Annotated in this window: 19 protein-coding genes; 13 read left to right on the top strand and 6 right to left on the bottom strand. The window is 57.1% G+C overall.

Translation table 11 applies throughout. The features are described from left to right. The 6 genes from cydB to BY447_RS07400 all read left to right on the top strand — a co-directional run bounded on the left by cydB (position 1) and on the right by BY447_RS07400 (position 4,572). A complete protein-coding gene (cydB, locus tag BY447_RS07430; protein WP_013359001.1) occupies positions 1 to 1,005 on the top strand; it encodes a cytochrome d ubiquinol oxidase subunit II in 1,005 nt (334 codons plus the stop codon). A 1-nt stretch (position 1,006) separates the two neighbouring features. Then, a complete protein-coding gene (locus tag BY447_RS07425) occupies positions 1,007 to 1,180 on the top strand; it encodes a DUF2474 domain-containing protein (RefSeq protein ID WP_071822193.1) in 174 nt (57 codons plus the stop codon). A gap of 330 nt (positions 1,181 to 1,510) precedes the next feature. Beyond that, positions 1,511 to 2,380, top strand: a complete 870-nt coding sequence (locus BY447_RS07420; RefSeq protein WP_033784030.1) for a helix-turn-helix domain-containing protein — start codon at positions 1,511 to 1,513, stop codon at positions 2,378 to 2,380. 230 nt (positions 2,381 to 2,610) lie between these two features. Then, the gene (locus BY447_RS07410) at positions 2,611 to 2,793 is read left to right on the top strand and encodes a hypothetical protein (protein WP_223811653.1); all 183 of its coding nucleotides are present in this window, start codon (positions 2,611 to 2,613) and stop codon (positions 2,791 to 2,793) included. A 341-nt stretch (positions 2,794 to 3,134) separates the two neighbouring features. Next, entirely contained in the window at positions 3,135 to 3,962 is an 828-nt protein-coding gene (locus BY447_RS07405) for a siderophore-interacting protein (RefSeq protein WP_416376689.1), read from the top strand. 70 nt (positions 3,963 to 4,032) lie between these two features. Further along, positions 4,033 to 4,572, top strand: coding sequence for a PadR family transcriptional regulator (locus BY447_RS07400; RefSeq protein ID WP_033784027.1), 540 nt, complete (start codon positions 4,033 to 4,035; stop codon positions 4,570 to 4,572). Here the strand turns inward: BY447_RS07400 and BY447_RS07395 are convergent, their stop codons facing one another. Then, complete coding sequence (locus BY447_RS07395) at positions 4,573 to 4,869, bottom strand: SelT/SelW/SelH family protein (protein ID WP_033733740.1); 297 nt, start codon at positions 4,867 to 4,869, stop codon at positions 4,573 to 4,575. It abuts the gene before it with no gap. Between the two features lie 239 nt (positions 4,870 to 5,108). On the opposite strand from BY447_RS07395, the gene BY447_RS07390 reads away from it, so the two are divergent. From BY447_RS07390 to BY447_RS07365, 6 genes are all read left to right on the top strand, one after another. After that, complete coding sequence (locus BY447_RS07390) at positions 5,109 to 7,481, top strand: TonB-dependent receptor domain-containing protein (protein ID WP_110330867.1); 2,373 nt, start codon at positions 5,109 to 5,111, stop codon at positions 7,479 to 7,481. 48 nt (positions 7,482 to 7,529) lie between these two features. Further along, on the top strand, positions 7,530 to 8,561 hold the full coding sequence (locus BY447_RS07385) for a ChuX/HutX family heme-like substrate-binding protein (RefSeq protein WP_110330866.1): 1,032 nt from the start codon (positions 7,530 to 7,532) through the stop codon (positions 8,559 to 8,561). After that, a complete protein-coding gene (locus BY447_RS07380; protein ID WP_110330865.1) occupies positions 8,558 to 9,379 on the top strand; it encodes a heme/hemin ABC transporter substrate-binding protein in 822 nt (273 codons plus the stop codon). The genes BY447_RS07385 and BY447_RS07380 overlap by 4 nt, the downstream gene beginning before the upstream one ends. Continuing rightward, entirely contained in the window at positions 9,372 to 10,370 is a 999-nt protein-coding gene (locus BY447_RS07375; RefSeq protein ID WP_110330864.1) for a FecCD family ABC transporter permease, read from the top strand. The genes BY447_RS07380 and BY447_RS07375 overlap by 8 nt, the downstream gene beginning before the upstream one ends. Next, complete coding sequence (locus BY447_RS07370; RefSeq protein WP_110330863.1) at positions 10,367 to 11,146, top strand: heme ABC transporter ATP-binding protein; 780 nt, start codon at positions 10,367 to 10,369, stop codon at positions 11,144 to 11,146. Before BY447_RS07375 ends, BY447_RS07370 begins: the two co-directional genes overlap by 4 nt. A gap of 93 nt (positions 11,147 to 11,239) precedes the next feature. Further along, positions 11,240 to 11,737, top strand: coding sequence for a CinA family protein (locus BY447_RS07365; protein ID WP_110330862.1), 498 nt, complete (start codon positions 11,240 to 11,242; stop codon positions 11,735 to 11,737). Positions 11,738 to 11,768: 31 nt separating this feature from the next. On the opposite strand, the gene BY447_RS07360 is transcribed toward BY447_RS07365, so the two are convergent. Then, the gene (locus BY447_RS07360; protein WP_013358989.1) at positions 11,769 to 12,752 is read right to left on the bottom strand and encodes an MDR family oxidoreductase; all 984 of its coding nucleotides are present in this window, start codon (positions 12,750 to 12,752) and stop codon (positions 11,769 to 11,771) included. Between the two features lie 564 nt (positions 12,753 to 13,316). On the opposite strand from BY447_RS07360, the gene BY447_RS07355 reads away from it, so the two are divergent. Continuing rightward, a complete protein-coding gene (locus BY447_RS07355) occupies positions 13,317 to 15,470 on the top strand; it encodes an ornithine decarboxylase (protein WP_110330861.1) in 2,154 nt (717 codons plus the stop codon). Between the two features lie 404 nt (positions 15,471 to 15,874). Here BY447_RS07355 and BY447_RS23370 read toward each other — a convergent pair whose 3' ends face one another. The 4 genes from BY447_RS23370 to mutY all read right to left on the bottom strand — a co-directional run bounded on the left by BY447_RS23370 (position 15,875) and on the right by mutY (position 18,909). After that, positions 15,875 to 16,033, bottom strand: coding sequence for a hypothetical protein (locus tag BY447_RS23370; RefSeq protein ID WP_199226926.1), 159 nt, complete (start codon positions 16,031 to 16,033; stop codon positions 15,875 to 15,877). A gap of 384 nt (positions 16,034 to 16,417) precedes the next feature. Further along, positions 16,418 to 17,497, bottom strand: coding sequence for a membrane-bound lytic murein transglycosylase MltC (mltC, locus tag BY447_RS07345; protein WP_013358985.1), 1,080 nt, complete (start codon positions 17,495 to 17,497; stop codon positions 16,418 to 16,420). 54 nt (positions 17,498 to 17,551) lie between these two features. Further along, positions 17,552 to 17,824: an oxidative damage protection protein gene (locus tag BY447_RS07340; RefSeq protein ID WP_003853409.1), complete on the bottom strand. Its 273-nt coding sequence runs from the start codon at positions 17,822 to 17,824 to the stop codon at positions 17,552 to 17,554. Further along, a complete protein-coding gene (mutY, locus tag BY447_RS07335) occupies positions 17,824 to 18,909 on the bottom strand; it encodes an A/G-specific adenine glycosylase (protein WP_110330859.1) in 1,086 nt (361 codons plus the stop codon). Before mutY ends, BY447_RS07340 begins: the two co-directional genes overlap by 1 nt. Positions 18,910 to 18,996 lie beyond the last annotated feature (87 nt).

The following is an 18,996-nucleotide window of genomic DNA, read 5'->3' as shown; positions in this document are numbered from 1 at the left end:
ATGATCGATTTTTCCGTTATCTGGTTTGTGATTATCGTCTTCGCAACCCTGATGTATATCGTGATGGATGGTTTCGACCTGGGCATTGGTCTGCTGTTCCCGTTCAACAAAGATGCTGGCGAGCGCGACATGATGGTGAATACCGTCGCGCCGGTCTGGGATGGTAATGAGACCTGGCTGGTGCTGGGGGGCGCAGGCCTGTTTGGTGCATTCCCGCTGGCCTATGCAGTCATCGCTGATGCACTGTCTATTCCGCTGACCGCCATGCTGATCGGTCTGATTTTCCGCGGCGTTGCCTTCGAGTTCCGCTTTAAAGCGGTGGAAGGCCATCGTGCATTCTGGGACAAATCGTTTATTGCCGGTTCGATCATCGCCACCTTCAGTCAGGGTGTGGCGGTCGGTGCATTGCTGGATGGTATTCCGGTTGAGGGACGCCGCTTTGCCGGTTCCGCAATGGACTGGCTGGCACCGTTCCCGCTGTTCTGCGGCGTGGGTCTGGTGGTGGCCTATGCGCTGCTGGGCTGTACCTGGCTCATCATGAAGACCGAGAATGAACTGCATCGTAAGATGTCTGCGCTGGCGACGCCGCTGGTGATTGCGCTATTAGTGATTATTGGCATCGTCAGCCTGTGGACGCCGTTTGCGCATGCCGACATCTCTCATCGCTGGTTCAGCACGCCAAATTTGTTCCTGTTCCTGCCGGTTCCGGTGCTGGTGCTGCTCTGTTCGTGGGGCATTATTCGCGCCATCAAACGCGAGGCGCACTATTCACCGTTCCTGCTGACGCTGGCGCTGATCTTCCTCGGCTTCTCCGGACTGGGCATCAGTATCTGGCCAAATATTATTCCGCCATCCGTGACCATCTGGGCCGCTGCGGCACCTCCGCAGAGTCAGGCCTTTATGCTGGTGGGTAGCCTGCTGATTATCCCGATGATCCTGGGCTATACCTTCTGGAGCTACTACGTGTTCCGTGGAAAAATCAAAGCAGACGCAGGATATCATTGATATGAAAAGCCTCAGCAGCATGAAAGACCACAATCACACCGCAGAGACAAAAGCACCGTGGTGGAAGCGTGTGATGTGGCTGGTGTTTATCTACGCCGCCAGTGTGCTGGCGCTGGGCGTTGTCGCCTCGCTGTTCCGTATGATGATGACTGCGGCGGGAATGCGTAGTCATTAATTGTCGTGACGACTGCGAGTATTGATAACGAGCAAGCTCAGGGAGCATACGCCCTCCGCAAAGACGCAAAAACACCATCCCTGGCATGCTCAGCGCGGGCCATCCATGGCCCGCGATGCTTTGCTCCTGGCGTATGCTCCCATCGCTTTACATTCTGAGTTGTCTGAGGCTGACGTCAGTCAGCCTTTTTTAGTTAGTAACCTAAGCAATTAATGCGGAATCGCCCCGAACAGGCGCGTGCGCCTTACCCTTTCCTTACACCGATTCGCAATTTTTGTTATTCTTTTGTAACGAAAATTCCAGTCCTAACCCGCGTCGTAAATCGCCATCATGCTCAGTCAGGCTATTAAAAAGCAGCACATTAACGATCTGGTCGAGTGGATAGAAGCCAACCTCACCGACGATCTCAATATCGATCAAATCACCCTGAAATCAGGTTATTCCAAATGGCACATGCAGCGCATGTTCAAGGAGATGACCGGACAGACGCTGGCGGCATATACCCGCAAACGGCGTCTGACGATGGCGGCCATGGCGCTGCGTCTGACACGCATGACGCTGATCGATATCGCCGTACGTTTTGGCTTTGATAACCAGCAAAACTTCACGCGGGTGTTCAAAGGCCACTTTTCACTGACGCCTGGCGCGTTTCGCCGTATTCCTCACTTGCCGGTCAAAAACTTCCATGGCCGCATTCTGGTGCGATCGCTGGCAGAGCGTGCGACGCTGGTGGAACGTGAGGAAGAACTGCATCTGTGCGGAGAGACACTGGAGTGGGAGTGCAGGTTTGGTGAGTATATTGCCGACCACGACCACCGGGTGGCAGAGCAGGCACGGCATCTGGTCGCGCTGGCGGGCAGCCATGCGACGCACGGCTGGTTAGGCTTTCAGTATGGTCCCGGCCATAGCTCTGCAGACCAACAGAATATCAGCCTGTTTCAGGCGCTGGCACCACAACATGCCGGGCTGCTGGGTGACAATACCGCCAGCTGGAGCGAGGTGTGCGGCCTCTATGCGTCGATCCGCTGGAGCGGCAGGCCGGAGCAGCTGACGCGCTTTATCGAGGATATTTACTATCAGCATTTGCCCATGCTGGGCGTGTCGCGCCGTCCGGGCAAAGACCTGTTGCGTCTTGATTTTGCGCACTGTAAGCCCGACTGGCTCAGCGGCGTTTTTTCTATTCCGGTGATGCAGGCGTAGCCGGCAGGGCAGGGGTGATCGCTTCTGCTCCTGCCAATGCATCTTTCGTGCGATAAACCGTGACAAACCGCACGATTTTATAAAATAAGTTGCCATTCTGGCGTAAAATCCTCCCCCGAAACCTTGCCATATCTGAATCATCGTACTTCTGTGGCAGGGCTGGAACATTCATCTGCATTTCAGGCCTTTTCTGGCCAAAACGACAATCGAAGACAACTATGCGACGCTTAATGATTTCCCTGATCCTGGCATTGCCTGCAATGGCGATGGCGCAGCAGGCTGAGCCTTTCTCACCGCCTGCCGGACTGCATCCGCACTCTCAGGTTACCCAGCATGAAATTCTGGGTGATGGTGAACTGCCGGATCACACCAGCAGCAATGCCTCCCTTTCCGGATTCAACGACACGCTGTAAGTGTTGATGCGCTGCCAGAACCGGCGGCGCGAGATGATGCCCGGCTCGTCAGGAGCCGGACAGCTTCTGCCTGATTTACCTGCTCATACTCTGCACCTGCGGCTTCCTCTCTGAGGCCCATTCACCTGCATCTGAAGCACTCTTTACCTGCATGCTGCATCTCTGATGCTTCTGATTCATGCCGCTTCCCGTCCGTATCTCCTCGCTTACGACACTGCTTAAAATATATCTTAAGTTGCAGAATCGCATTTTTCGTTCTTGTGCCGAAGATATATCATAGCTAATCTTGTCGCTTCAGATGAGAATGATTGTTATTCCATTGTTGTTTAATCATGGCGGGTATGCCCCTGACTATCGGGCATAGACCCTGTTTCAGGAGAGAGATTTTGACTACAACAGCCGATAAGCGCACGCCGCAGCGCGTCCGCAATGAACTGCGTTTTCGCCATATTCAGGTCGCCAGTAAAACCAGGATTGCCGGGAAATTCTGGCGCATCCGGTTCAGCGGCAGCGATCTGGCAGGCTTTACGTCGCCAGGCTTTGATGACCATATCAAGGTGTTTTTCCCTTCTGCTGAAGGTGAAGCACTGGCTCTGCCACAGATTACCGACGCAGGTATTGTCTGGCCGGAAGGTTTACGTCCGCAGGCGCGTGATTACACGCCGCTGGAATTCGATGGTGAGTCTTCACTGACCCTCGACTTCTATATTCATCAGCAGGGCGTGGCCAGTGACTGGGCCGCGCAGGCGCAGGTGGGCGATAAACTGATTGTTGGTGGGCCACGCGGCTCGCTGGTGGTGCCGACCGATTACGCATTCCAGCTTTACGTCTGCGACGAAACCGGGCTGCCCGCTTTTGCCCGCCGTAAGCGCGACGCCCGCGCCCAGGCGCTGCATCTCTATGCCTTTACCGATGAAGCGACCGGTCGCGACTATTTAGCGGATACGGCAGACGTAACGACAAACTGGCTGGGCAGCGGTCAGATGCAAAAAGCGCAGCTCAGCCAGCTGATTACCCGGCTGGATCAGATCGCTATTCCGACGGAGGATTACTTTATCTGGCTGACCGGCGAAGGTGAGTTTGTCAAAGCGCTATCTGACTACTTTACCTCGCAGCGTGGTCTCGACAGCGACTTCGTACGGGCGGTGGCCTACTGGCATCAGAAGTAAGCCGCGCTGGCAATTGAGTTTTGCCAGATGGCGGACTACCATCACTCTCCTTTTTTCAGCAGGGCAGGTCATGAAACAGCATCCGACGTCCACTTCATCTGACGAACAGACTTCGCGCGCAGGCGGCTGCGGCGGACGACGTAAACGACGTGAAAAGATGCTGGAAGCGAGTGAGATTCGCCTGCTGATGCTCCATTTCCTGGCGCAGAATGCGGCGCACGGCTATGAGCTGATCAAGTCCGTTGAGGAGCTGTCAAAGGGAGAGTATTCGCCCAGCCCGGGGATCATCTATCCCAATCTGACGCTGCTGGAAGAGATGGAGGCGATTCAGGTGGTGGATGCGCAGGCAGCGCGTAAAGCCTACCGATTGACGGCGGCTGGTGAGGCGCAGCTGTCTGATAATCGCGAAACCGTAGCCAGCCTGATTACGCGGCTCTCTACGCTGGCGATCGTGGTCAATAACCGCAGTATTCCTGCTGTGGAGCAGGCGATTCACGGGCTAAAGATGGCTCTGAATCAACGACTGGCGCAGGAAGATATTTCAGAAGCCGCGCTGCAGACGCTAATTAAGGCGCTGCACGACGCGGCTGATAAAATCACACACAGTTAATCAGCTGATTTCACTCTTATTCTTGTCGATGTGTCCCAGGGTACGATCCGGGAAACAGATGTCGCGCACGCGCTGTTTCAAAGTAGTCGCATCCGGGAAACCACCGTCCCGCTTACGTTCCCACAGCAGATGACCATCCAGCGTAATCTCAAAAATTCCGCCGGTGCCGGGTTTCAGCGTGACCTCTGCCAGATCCTCGGCGAAGGTATGCAATAGTTCCTGTGCCATCCACGCTGACCGCATCAGCCAGTTGCATTGCATACAGTAGTGAATAACAACCACAGGTTTTTGCGCCATAACTCTCTTCCTTTACGTATTGATAAATGCAGATGCATTCGGGTTAACAATTTGTGCGCTGTGGTTTATGTCTTAATGTAAATAGGATTGATAATGATTATCAGTTGCATTAAATTCGCGGCGATAATGATTACACCCGCATGATGTTCTGACTTTTTACGGCTTTTATGCAGAGCCGTTTTTTATGTTCCAGCAAGCAAGTGAGCGAATACTAACAATTAATCAGGTAATTCGCGCCTATGTCACCACGTTTTCGGAGATTGACGCAACCGCGTCTGTCTGAGCTGGCGTTGCTCGCCACCTTTATCAATACCACCTGCACCTATGCTGCGGGCAGTGAACCTGCCACGCTGACCCTTTCCGACCGCTATGGCAGCAGTGCTGAACCGGTAATGACGGTGAATGCACCGGAAATTAAACAAACGGCGGGCAGTAAAACCACGCTCTCTGCCAGCGATCTGCAGCAACGTGGCGCTACTGATTTTGGATCGATCATGCGTTATGAACCGCTGATCAGCGCCACCGGCACCAGTGGCGGCTCCTCAGCCGGTAAGAGCGGCTTTGACCGGGCCGGTTACACCGGCTACAACATTCGTGGTTTAGAGAGCAACCGCGTGGGTCTCGATGTGGATGGCATTCCGTTGCCGCAGGCCACCGGCCGCAGCTACGTGGGACGTGCCGGTCTCGACAGCTTTGGGATTGGCCGCGATTACATCGATCCCTATATGTTTGGCCATATCGGAATTGAGAAGGGTGCCACGGCAGTGGATCAGCCGAATAACTCGATTGGCGGCAATGTCTCGTTCCGTAACAAATCCCCGGATGACTATCTGCATCCTGGTAAAGGCAACTATTTCGGTTATCAAAGCGACTATGACTCCGCCAGCCGCAGCTGGCACAACGGCGTTACGGCAGCAGCAGGCGATGATACGCTGCGGGGGATCTTTGTTTACAGTCGTCGTGACGGCCAACAGACCCGCAACAACAGTGACACGGTTGATGCCTATCCAGCCAACTGGCATTCCGATGCCTTTATGACCTCGGGCATCTGGCAGCCCAATGATCTTCACAAGCTCAGCGCGACTTTCGATTACTATCACAAAACGCACCACAGCCATTACGACAGCTGGAGCACGTCCGGCAATACGGTCTGGGGAACGGCGCAGCAGCAGAGCGATACACGACGCTGGGGCATCAGCCTGGTGGATGAGTACACGCCTTATAATGACCTGATCGACAGTCTGACAACCCGCGTTTACTGGCAGCAGACCCAGGCACATGACAACACCTTTATGCCGTCAGGTGCCACCACCTGGCAAACCGTCTACTCCGACTACAACAGCGACAGCTACGGTTTTGACACCCGCGCGCTTAAAAGCATCGGGCGCCATGAACTGAGCGCCGGGCTGAATGCACGTCTGGTGGATACCGAACGGCCTTTCCGTCAGTCGCCTGCGGCGAGCGCCACCAGCGTGATCATGCAACCGCAGGCTAACAGCCGCAGTTATACGGTTGGCGGTTATCTGCAGGATACCATCAGCTTCGATGCTGACGGACACCGTGCGGCTATCGTGCCGGGCGTGCGTGTGGCGTATCAGAACACCCGCCCACGTGATATGGCGACACTGACGACAAACAGCAGTGTGCTCGACGCCAGCGAAGTCTCCGCGCTCTACGGTTCGCCAAACAGCGACACTCAGGTGTTGCCGTCGATCGCCTTCCAGTACGATCTGACCCCGGCATTGATGACTTATCTGCAATATACCCGTGGCGCGCAGTTCCCTAACGACTCTCAGCTCTATGGCTCATGGAACCTTGGCTCCAGCTATGCCGGTCCCGCGCAGTATGCGCTGATTGGCAATGCCGATCTGAAAACCGAAACCAGCAACAACTACGAATGGGGTATAAAAGGCCAGGTTGCAGAGGGCGTGACGCTTAACGCTGCCGCGTTCTATAACGACTACAAAAACTTCATTGCCTTTACCCGCTACAGCCGGGCGGCCAATCCGGGTAAGTTCGTCAATGTACCCAGCAACATCTATACCACCTATCAGGCGGAGAACCGCGACAAAGCCTATATCTATGGGGCTGAAATCAGCAGCAAGGTGAACTTCGGCAGCTGGTTCAGCGAGGTCGAGGGGCTGAGCGCTAATCTGGCGTTTGGGTACACCCAGGGTGCGGCGAAGTCGAGCTACCTGGGAGACCGCTACGTCGACCTGGAGAGCGTTGCGCCGATGAAAGCAATTGTCGGACTCGCCTGGGATGATGAGGCGCGCGGCTATGGTGCTGCCGTCACCGCCACGTTTGTTAAAGGTAAGAAAGCCAGCGCCACAAATCGCAACAGCTTTACCAACACCGGCAACAGCCTGACAGACTCCAGCACCGATTACATGCGGGTGCCGGGTTATGGCCTGGTGGATATGACGGCCTACTGGCGCGTCACGCACAACGTCAGGTTAAGCGGCGGGCTTTACAACATAACCGACCGTAAATACCGGGATTACCTCAGCAGCCGTCAGCTGACCAGCGCTACCCAACAGGATCGTAACGATCAGGCACTGGCCATAATGCCGGGTCGTACTTTCCAGTTAGGTGTTAATGTCGATTTTTAATCACCGCCGCCCTGCGCTGATGCAGGGCATGACTAAGAGAAGCGAACCATGAACCCGATTTATCAGCACTATCTCGCCCTGAAGAGTGAACATCCGAAGAAATATGCCCGCGATCTGGCCACGCTGATCGGTATCAGCGAAGCGGAACTGTGTGAAGCGCGTATCGGCGTTGATGCCGTGGCGCTGAAACACGATTTCCCGGCGCTGCTGAAGGCGCTGGGCGCGGTCGGCGAGACCAAAAGCATTACCCGTAACGCTTATGCGGTGCATGAGCATCTGGGCGAATATCAGAATGTGCAGATCGGCGCACATGGCGGCCTGGTGCTGAATCCCCGGGCGCTCGACCTGCGTCTGTTTGTCGGACAGTGGTTCAGCGCCTTTGCCCTGCAGGAGACAACCGCGAAGGGCGTACGTCACAGCATTCAGGTCTTCGATCGTCACGGCGATGCGGTGCTGAAAGTTTACGTCACGGAGCAGACCAACATGGCGGCATGGCACGCGCTGATCGCCGACTTCACTGACGCCGCTGCGACGCCGCTGGTGGTTGAGCCGGTTACCGCTGCTACTCAGACAGAGACCATTGATGCCACCACGATTGACCGTGAATGGCGCGCCATGACCGATGTTCATCAGTTTTTTGCCCTGCTGAAGCGCCATCAGGTCTCACGGCCGCAGGCGTTCCGCGCAGTGGGTGAGGATCTCGCCTGGCAGACCGGCAACGATGCACTTGAGCGTGTCCTGGAGATGGCACAGCAGGCGGGCAACGAAATTATGATTTTTGTCGGCAACCGTGGCTGTACCCAGATTTTCACCGGCAAAGTAGAGAAGCTGGTACCTATGGATAACTGGCTCAACATCTTCAATCCCCGCTTCACGCTGCACCTGATGGCGGACCAGATCAGCGAAAGCTGGGTTACACGCAAACCCACCGGCGATGGCTTTGTGACCAGCCTGGAACTGTTCGCCGCCGACGGCACGCAGATCGCCCAGCTCTATGGACAGCGTACGGAAGGCACGCCAGAACAGGCCTGCTGGCGTGAGCAGGTGAACGCACTTCGCATGCCAGGAGCGGCGGCATGAAACACCTGAGTCTGTTGTGGCTGCTGCTGACGCTGCCCTCACTGGCCGCGGAGCGGGTGGTGTCGATTGGGGGTGACGTCACCCGGATTATCTACTCGCTGGATGCTCAGTCACAGCTGGTAGCGCGCGACAGCACCAGCCTGCGTCCGGTGCAGGCTGCCCGGCTGCCGGATGTGGGCTATATGCGCCAGCTGAATGCCGAAGGTATCCTGGCGCTGAAGCCGACGCTGGTGCTCGCCAGCGCGCAGGCAAAGCCGTCGCTGGTACTACAACAGATTGCCCGCGCGGGCGTCAGGGTAGTGACGGTCAGCGGCGACAACAGTCTGCAGGCGATCCCGCAGAAAATTATCACGGTGGGTCAGGCGCTGCAGCGTGAAAGCGAAGCTCAGGCCCTGGTGCAGCAAATAACGCAGCAGATTCGCCAGTTGCCGCAGCAATCGCTGCCGGTGAAGGTGCTCTACATCATGGCAAACAGCGGCATGAAAACGATGGCGGCCGGAAATCAGACCGCAGCCGACGGCGCTATTCGCAGCGCCGGGCTGGAGAATGCCATGGGTTCGGTGCCGCACTATCAGGCGCTGTCGCAGGAAGGCGTGATCGCCGCCGCGCCAGATCTGGTGATGATCGGCGAGGATGGCCTGAAAACCCTGGGTGGTGAAGCGCAACTGTGGCAGTTACCCGGCCTGGCGCTGACGCCAGCCGGACAGCAGCATCGTCTGCTGATCATTGATACCCAGGCGCTGCTGGGATTTGGCCTTGATACGCCGCAGGCAATAATGAAATTGCGGCAGGCTGCGGAATCGCTGAACCATGATTAATGGCAATGCGCTGCGGGGTCTGACGCTGATGCTGATTTTCCTGCTGGTGGCGATGGTAGTGGCGGCGAATCTGGGGGCGATGTCGCTGTCGGTGCGGGCGCTATTGCAGGCACCGCTCAGCGATCTCATCTGGCAGATCTGGCTGAATATCCGCCTGCCACGCGTGCTGCTGGCGGTGGCGATCGGTATGGCGCTGGCGGTCTCTGGCGCGGTGATGCAGGGTGTTTTCCGTAACCCGCTGGCCGATCCTGGCCTGCTGGGTATCAGCAGCGGCGCGGGGCTGGCGGTCGCGCTGGCAATCGTTATTCCACTGGCGTTGCCACCCCAGCTGGCACTGTGGCTACCGATGATTGCCGCCTTCATCGGCAGCCTGCTGGTTACGCTGCTGATCTTCAGTTTCAGTCGGCTGGCAGAGGGCAATCTCTCCCGGCTGTTGCTGGTCGGCATTGCGATTAATGCGCTCTGCGGTGCGGCGGTCGGCGTGTTGTCGTGGCTGAGCGATGACCAGCAGCTGCGTCAGCTGTCACTGTGGGGGATGGGCAGCCTCAGCCAGGCGCAGTGGCCTGCGCTGCTCATCTGCCTGCTGCTGATTCTGCCTGCGTTGCTGCTGTTACAGAGCCGTGCCCGCCATCTCAACCTGCTGCAGGCAGGTGAAGAGGATGCGCACTACATGGGAATTGATGTGAAGCGTACCCAGCATCAGCTGCTGATCCTTAGTGCGCTGCTGGTCGGTACGGCGGTCTCGGTCAGTGGCGTGATCGGCTTCGTGGGATTAGTGGTGCCGCATGTGATGCGCTTTTGTCTTGGCAGCGATCATCGCTGGCTGCTGCCCGGTTCAGCGCTGGCAGGCGCGATTCTGCTGCTGCTGGCCGATACGCTGGCGCGCACACTTGTGGTTCCGGCAGAAATGCCGGTCGGGCTGCTGACCAGCCTGATTGGCGGCCCCTGGTTTCTCTGGCTGATCCTGCGTCAGCAGCGAGGATTTGAATGATGGAGATGTTAGAGGCGACGGGACTCTGTCTGGCGCGCGACGGCAAAACCGTTATCGATAATCTTGACGTTACGCTGTCAGGTGGAGAGCGGGTGGCGCTCATCGGGCCTAACGGCGCAGGTAAATCAACCCTGTTGCGGCTGCTCACCGGATTTTTAGCGCCCGACCGGGGCGAGTGCCGTCTGGGCGATCGTGTGATGTCCGCATGGCCGCGTGAGCAGCTGGCGCGACGCCGGGCCGTGATGCGGCAGCAGAACAACCTGACTTTTACCCAGTCGGCGCAATCGGTAGTGGCGATGGGCCGTGCGCCGTGGCCTGAGAAGCAGACGTCGCAGATTGTGGCTGAAGTCATGCAACTGACCGGCTGTGATTCGCTGGCGCATCGCGATTACCGCCAGCTCTCCGGCGGTGAACAGCAACGGGTGCAGCTGGCGCGGGTGCTGGCGCAGCTCTGGCAGGAGGGAAGACCGCGCGGCTGGCTGTTTCTGGATGAGCCGACCTCGGCGCTGGATCTCTTCTGGCAGCAGCAGACTCTGCGTTTATTACGTCAGCTGACGCGCACGGGTGATCTCACCGTCTGCACCGTGTTACATGACCTTAATCTGGCGTCATTATGGGCCGATCGCGTACTGCTGCTGCACGCGGGCAGACTGGTGGCTCAGGGTTCACCGCAGACGGTGATGACTGAAAAGACGCTGACGCGCTGGTATCAGGCTGATTTGCAGGTGGTGTCACAGGCAGAAAGTGGGAAGCCACATATCCAGCTGCGGGTTTAGACCGTTTCGCTTTAAAAACATTGCCTTGCGTGCTTTTAATCACTGATTTTGCGCTATACCTGGTGTTCAGGACAGAATACTCAGGAGACCATAATGGCAAAATTATTAGATCAAACCGCTGAGCAACTGGGTAACATTTTACTCTCCTCCGGACTTCATCTGACGACTGCCGAATCCTGTACCGCGGGGCTGATCAGCATGACGCTGGCCGCGGTGGAAAGCAGCGGCGACTTCTACACCAGCGGCTTTGTGACCTACAGCGAAAATGCCAAAATTCGCCTGCTGGGCGTGCATCCTGACACGCTGAAACAGCACACGGCGGTGAGCGAGCAGACGGCGCGTGAAATGGTACAGGGAGCCTGCGCCCGTTCAGGCGAACCGGTAGGGTTATCGATTACCGGCTATGCCGGACCCGATGGTGGCGAAGATGGCACGCCAGCGGGCACTATCTGGTTTGGCTGGGTATTGCCGGACGGCAGGGACGAGGCGGAGTGCCATCAGTTCAGCGGCGATCCGAAATCCGTGATGGAGCAGGGCACGCAGTTCGCGCTGGAAGGGTTGATCAAACGGCTGCAGCGAGCCAGTCGATAAAGGCGCGCGGTACGCGCCTTATAAACGCGGGTTAGCGGCAGTCGACAATCAGACGACCCTGTACGCTGCCATCCAGCAATGCCTGCGCACCTTCTCTGGCTTCACTCAGCGGGATCACCCGGCTCAGTTTGCTGAGCCGATCGCTATCCAGCAGCTCACCGAGTCGTTGCCACGCCTGCTGACGAAGCGGCTTCGGACACATCACGCTGTCGACACCCGCCAGCGTGATGCCACGCAAAATAAAAGGCGCGACGCTGGCGGGCAGGTCGAGTCCCTGCGCCATACCGCAGGCAGCCACCACCCCATCACGCTGAATACCGGCCAGCACGTTCGCCAGAGTGTGACTGCCGACGCTGTCTATCGCGGCGGCCCAGCGCTCTTTTGCCAGCGGCTTACCGGGATGGGAAAGCTCTTCGCGATCAATCACCGATGCCGCGCCCAGCGTATCGATAAGATACGCATGGTCACTGGCGCGACCGCTGGAGGCGATCACCTGATAACCCAGACGCGCCAGCAGGCTGACACTATAGCTGCCGACGCCGCCACTGGCACCGGTCACCAGCACGGGGCCATGTTCGGGCGTGATGCCCTGTTTTTCCAGCGCCATGACGCAGAGCATTGCGGTCAGCCCTGCTGTGCCGATGGCCATGGTCTGCAGCGGGCTAAGAGAAGCGGGCACGCGCACCAGCCAGTCGCCACTGACGCTGGCTTTCTGCGCCAGGCCGCCCCACTGTTTTTCGCCTGCGCCCCAGCCCGTCAGCAGCGCCACATCATCCTCTTTCCAGTCGGGATGACGGCTGGCCGTCACGCGGCCGACAAAATCGATACCTGGCACCATCGGAAACTGGCGCACAATCGGGCCTTTATTGCAGATAGCCAGGGCATCTTTATAGTTCAGGGATGAGTAGCTGACGTCGAGCGTGACATCATAGTCGGGCAGTTGGGATTCGGGGAGATCTTTCAGCAGGGAACGGTAACCTTGTTCGTCATTTTCAATGACCAGTGCCTTAAACATGTAGCCTCCGGCAGAGTGTGAATTAGAGGGTAAGTTTACGCTCGTGAGTGGCAATGCGGTAGGGCAATGGCCGCCTCTTCGGTTTAAGGAGGCAACAGGCAGGGAAAAGTGCGCTGACAGCGCTAGCAAATTACATGCATAAATCTGCATATAATTCATATAATTAGTCGTATCATGAATTTTTTACGATAAATAGACTATAAAAATCATGTTGTTATCTTTTTATTATGTGACTGAATAATTGCCTGGGTCGGGTTGTTCGTGCATAAAAAAGATGACATTATGACCGCCACTTTTTGGCCCCTGCTTGTTCACTACAGAGGACGTCGCCATGTCCGGTTCACCGCGCACCTGCCCGGATTACCGTTCGCTTTTTCCGGCGCTCACCGGGTTTTCCTCTTTTCCGCACTCTCCGTTATTCGCCATGCGGTGAGGCCAGCCAGGCAGCGGCTGTGGATCTGCTCGCCACACTGCACTATGCCTTCTGACGCTTAATTATTCGCCGGGGCGCTGTCCCCATACTTGTGCTTCTGGCACCTCCTCCCTGACGTTAGGGATCCTGTTATGACTCCACTGAAAATTGCTGCCAGCGCCGCTGTCGCGCCCAGCCTGACCCTGAACACCGCGCGTGACGTAGTGACGCTGGATAATACCGACTTTACGGATGTGGCTGCGGTCGTCGTCTCGCTGGCGGATACCCGCAGCGGCGTGCTGGCGCTGCTGCGTCACACCGGCTTTAATCTGCCGGTATTTGTCGCAAATGCGTTTGAAGAAGAGGTGATGCACCTGCCCGGCGTCAACGGGGAGCTGAATGGCGAGCCGCAGGAGTGGCTTGCGCTGGAAACAGCTGCGCAGGCGTATGAAGCGGCGCTGCTGCCACCTTTTTTCGAAACGCTGACCCGCTATGTCGATATGCAAAACAGCACCTTTGCCTGTCCCGGACATCAGGGCGGCGCGTTCTTCAAAAAGCATCCGGCAGGCAAACAGTTTTATGACTTCTACGGCGAGAATGTTTTCCGCTCTGACATGTGCAACGCCGACGTCAAACTGGGCGATCTGCTGATCCACGAAGGTTCGGCTAAAGATGCGCAGAAGTATGCGGCAAAGGTGTTTAACGCCGATAAAACCTACTTTGTGCTCAACGGCACCTCAAGCGCCAATAAAGTGGTGACCAATGCGCTGCTGACCCGCGGCGATCTGGTGCTGTTTGACCGTAACAATCACAAGTCGAACCATCATGGCGCGCTGATTCAGGCGGGCGCGACCCCGGTCTATCTTGAAGCAGCACGTAACCCGTTCGGCTTTATTGGTGGCATTGACGCGCACTGCTTTGATGAGGCTTATCTGCGTGAGCAGATCGCGGTCGTCGCCCCTCAGCGCGCAGAAGAGGCGAGGCCTTTCCGTCTGGCGATTATCCAGCTCGGCACCTACGATGGCACGGTCTACAACGCCCGCCAGGTGGTGGATCGCATCGGTCATCTGTGTGATTACATCCTGTTTGATTCCGCGTGGCTCGGCTATGAGCAGTTCATTCCGCTAATGGAAGGCTGTTCGCCGCTGACCCTGGATCTGAATGAAAACGATCCCGGCATTTTTGTCACCCAGTCCGTGCATAAGCAGCTGGCCGGTTTTTCGCAGACTTCGCAGATCCACAAAAAAGATAATCACATTCGCGGACAGCGGCGCTTCTGCCCGCACAAGCGTCTGAATAACGCCTTTATGCTGCATGCTTCCACCAGCCCGTTTTATCCGCTGTTTGCCGCACTGGATATCAACGCCAGGATGCATCAGGGCGAAGCAGGGCGTCGCATGTGGGATGAGTGCGTCACGCTGGGCATTGAGGCGCGTAAAGCGATCCTCGAACGCTGTGAAATGATCCTGCCGTTTGTGCCGGAAGTTGTTGATGGACAGCGCTGGCAGGATGCGCCTGTTGAGACGATCGCCCGCGATCTGCGCTACTTCAGCTTTGAACCGCAGGCGAAGTGGCACGGTTTCGCCGGTTACGCGCGCGATCAGTATCGGATTGATCCCTGCAAGCTGCTGCTGACCACGGCAGGGATCGATGCGGCAAGCGGGGAATACAGTGATTTCGGGATCCCGGCGACCATTCTGGCGAACTACCTGCGTGAGAACGGCATCGTGCCGGAGAAGTGCGATCTCAACTCGATCCTGTTCTTGCTGACCCCGGCTGAGAGCCCGGAGAAGATGGCGAATCTGGTGGCGATGCTGGCGCAGTTTGAGCAGCACATCAAAGAGGATGCGCCGCTGGCCGAAGTGCTGCCGACGATTTACCGCAAAAACGCCGAACGTTATGCCGGGTATACCCTGCGTCGCCTTTGTCAGGAGATGCATGACCTTTACGTCAGTCATAACGTGAAGGATCTGCAGCGCCTGATGTTCCGCGCCGCCGAGTTCCCGCCTGTCAGCGTAAATCCGCAGGATGCACATCAGGCTTATATTCGCGGCGAAGTGGAGCTGGTTACGATCGCCGAGGCCGCAGGCCGTGTCGCTGCGGAAGGCGCGTTACCTTATCCACCGGGCGTGCTGTGCGTCGTGCCAGGCGAAGTCTGGGGCGGCGCGGTGCAGCGTTACTTCCTGGCGCTGGAGGAGGGGCTTAATCTGCTGCCGGGCTTCTCGCCGGAGCTGCAGGGCGTTTACACCGAAGAGGATGAGCAGGGACGTAAGTATCTGGTGGCCAATATGATGGTGGGGCGCTGATCTGAGCGGGGCAGAGGCGGGTAGCGGCCCGCCAGGCCTTTTTGTTCGCTGCGCGAACGGGCTATGAGAGGGGTTTCGTTCGTCTGGCGAGATGGGCATGCTTTTCAGCGGGCGGGCTCTGAGAAGGTTACGCCCGCCAGGCGGTCGGGAGTTTCAGGGTGCCGGTGCAGGCGGACGCGTTAAGGGGCGTACGCCCGCCCCTTAACAATCCCGGCGTCCGGCAGCCTGCGCGCCCCGCTTTGCGGGGTGCCTTCGTCACGCCCTGCGGCCGACGGACCGTCCGGACGCGCCATCCCTGGCGCGAACCGTCCTTTCGCCGACGTCCTGTCGGCTCATCCTGGCCTCCGGTTGTTCCTCAGCGCTACGGATGCCTCTGAAAAACCCCCGCCTGTGATTTCTTTGTTTTAACTGTGGTGCTGTGTTGTCTGCTGACCTGAAAAGCCAAAGCCAAAGCCAAAGCCAAAGCCAAAGCCAAAGCCAAAGCCAAAGCCAAAGCCAAAGCCAAAGCCAAAGCCAAAGCCAAAGCCAATCCCGGAAACGTAAAGCGATAAAATACCCAACACAAGAACAAGAAATAACAGCAGGGGGTCAGGGAGGCCATCTGAACCGCTGAGCGGATGAGGGATTTCAGGACGAGCGACAGGGATGTCGCGAAGAGGCGGGTTCGCGCCAGGGATGGCGCGTCCTGCCGGTCCGTAAGAAATCCTGAAGAAGCGAAGGAACCGCGAAGCGGCGGTGAAGCAGGCCGGAGCCGGGGGTCAAGGGGCGCGGCGACTGGCGCCCCTTGTCGGTCGCCTGCAGAGGCGTGTCTGAAACTGCCCAACTGCTCAGGCGAACGAAACCCTTCTCAGTGCCACCCTGCTGCAAGCGAAACCTTTTCATAGCAAGCCCGCTGCGAAGCATGCCCCGTTCGCGCAGCGAACAACCCCCCGCTTAAGCGGCTCCGATCAGAATCCCCGATAACTCTTCTGCGCCGTACTCACCTTATACAGATAACGACGCGACTCCGCCGACGGATGCTGGTTCGCCAGGGTCGAATAGACCTTGCTGGGTGACATGCCGTTAATCATCGAGAACGCCCGATCTTTATCGCTGGAGAAGACGCGCAATACGCTGCCTGCACCACCATTATAGGCGGTGATCACCGCATAGCGGCGTGATACCGGATCCTGAATACCCCCCAGATAGCTGCGCTGCAACAGCGACAGATAAGCTGTACCGGCATCGATATTGTTCTCCGGATCCAGCAGATAGCTGCGGCTCGGCTTGCCCCATTTACCTTTCATGCGGAACACGTCAACACCGGCGGTATGCTGCACCACCTGCATCAGACCCAGCGCATCAGAATGGCTTACGGCGTAGGGGTTGAAGCTCGACTCGGTCTGCATAATCGCAAGGATTAAAGAAGCATCGACACCATACTGCTCGGCGGCTTTACGCACCATCGGCAGGTATTTGTGCGCACGCTTATCCAGGTGGTTCGGTACCATCGGAATCGAAATAGAGTAAATCACATGCAGACCCGAGGTGCGGCGCATTAATTTATTCTGAATCAGATAGTCAGCAAAGGCTTCCGCGCGACCCTGCCAGCGAATCGGCTGACCGGTGTTATCCAGCACCTGACCATAGAGCAGCGGCTCTTTACTGATCTCGATGTCGTTAGCGTCAGAATAGAGATCGACATTACCCGGATCTTCGCCAATCAACAGCGTGGTCACGATAGCCTGACGCAGACTGGCCATCGGATCGGTGCCAGAAATGGTCTCGATGGTCAGCTTACCGCTTTCAAAGTTGATGTGGCTGCGGGTGTAATAGTTGTCGCTATATTTGACGTAATCTTTAGGTCCGGCGATCAGGACCTCATTGATACCCCAGATATTCTCAATATTGTGAGCAAACTGGCCCATCAGAATATCAAAGCCGTTGGTGTCTTTAACCCACTCCTCGTGGGATTGCTGATTCTTTGACCCGGAACAGGAAACCAAAAGTGGTGCTATCACCAGCAGGGCGATTAATTTTTTATTCATTGGGAATGCAAGCCTGACCTGGATAACCGGCCTCAGCGATGAGGCCCGGAATGTTTACGCTTCTGGCGGTGTATAGCCTTCGATATGAACGTCTTTGCCTTCGAACAGGAAATTGATCATCTCCTTCTCCAGCACCTTACGATCTTCGGGATTCATCATGTTGAGCTTCTTCTCATTGATCAACATGGTCTGTTTCGCCATCCACTTCTGCCAGGCTTCTTTGGAGATGTCGTTGTAAATGCGCTTACCCAGGTCGCCCGGATAGAGCTGAAAATCCTGACCTTCCGCGTCGCGCTGTAAAAAAGTACAAAAAATGGTGCGGCTCATTACTCTTCCTCATTAATCTCACAACTGTCCAAAGCCAGTTGTCGGGGATGGCGCAGCTCGTGTAACAGGCGCTCAACGGGTGCAGCTAATCCCACAGATGGTGGCAGCGCTAAGTTATACCAGAGACCGCCTGCTTCATCCATCGCCGCCCCGGCAGAAGGCCACGACAGCCACATTGGCACGATATCGAGATGGAAATGACTGAAGGTATGACGAAACGCGGTAAGCTGTTGCGGTTTTGCATGGATGCCACGCGCCGCCAGCCAGTCATTCAGCGTCGCTTCGGTGGTGAACTGCGGGAAGCAGAACAGACCGCCCCACAATCCTACAGGCGGGCGCTGCTCCAGCCAGACATCATCGCCATCCTGCATCATCAGGAACCAGCCGCTGCGCTCTGGCAGCACCTGCTTAGGCTTTTTGCCGGGATAGCTCGCCCAGCTGCTGCTGGCGTACGCCTCACACCCGCTGTTCAGCGGACAGATTTCACACTTCGGCTTAGAGCGGGTACAGACAATCGCACCCAGATCCATCATCGCCTGATTAAACTGGCTGACGCCCTCGGCGGGTGTGACCTCTTCGCTGATCTGCCACAGCCGCTTTTCGACCTCTTTTTTACCCGGCCAGCCGCTGACGGCATAGCAGCGGGCCAGCACGCGCTTAACGTTGCCATCCAGAATCGGGAAGTGCTGACCCAGCGACAGCGAGAGGACCGCGCCTGCCGTTGAGCGGCCGACGCCGGGCAGGGCAGAAACATCATCGAAATTACGCGGGAATTCGCCCCGGTGAACCTCGACAATCTGCTTTGCTGCTTTATGCAGATTACGCGCACGGGCGTAATAGCCGAGGCCGGTCCAGAGATGCAGCACCTCATCCAGCGGCGCCGCAGCGAGATCGGTGACCGTGGGGAAGCGCGCCATGAAGCGTTCAAAATAGGGAATAACCGTGGCAACCTGGGTTTGCTGTAGCATCACTTCGGAGAGCCACACCTTATAAGGCGTTTTCTCCAGCTGCCACGGCAGGGTTTTGCGACCAAAGCGCTGATACCAGTCCAGCACCTGTTGCGCGAACTGCGGCGCTTGCATCATAAGAAGGAAATTTTCCGTGTTTACTCTACACTCAGGCAGGAATTCCAGCACATGCGCACCTGGGTGTAAACCGGAAGATTGCAAAGG

This window comes from Pantoea sp. JKS000250 (assembly GCF_003201065.1).
GTDB lineage: Bacteria > Pseudomonadota > Gammaproteobacteria > Enterobacterales > Enterobacteriaceae > Pantoea > Pantoea vagans.
This window is presented reverse-complemented; position numbering and strand designations above follow the sequence as displayed.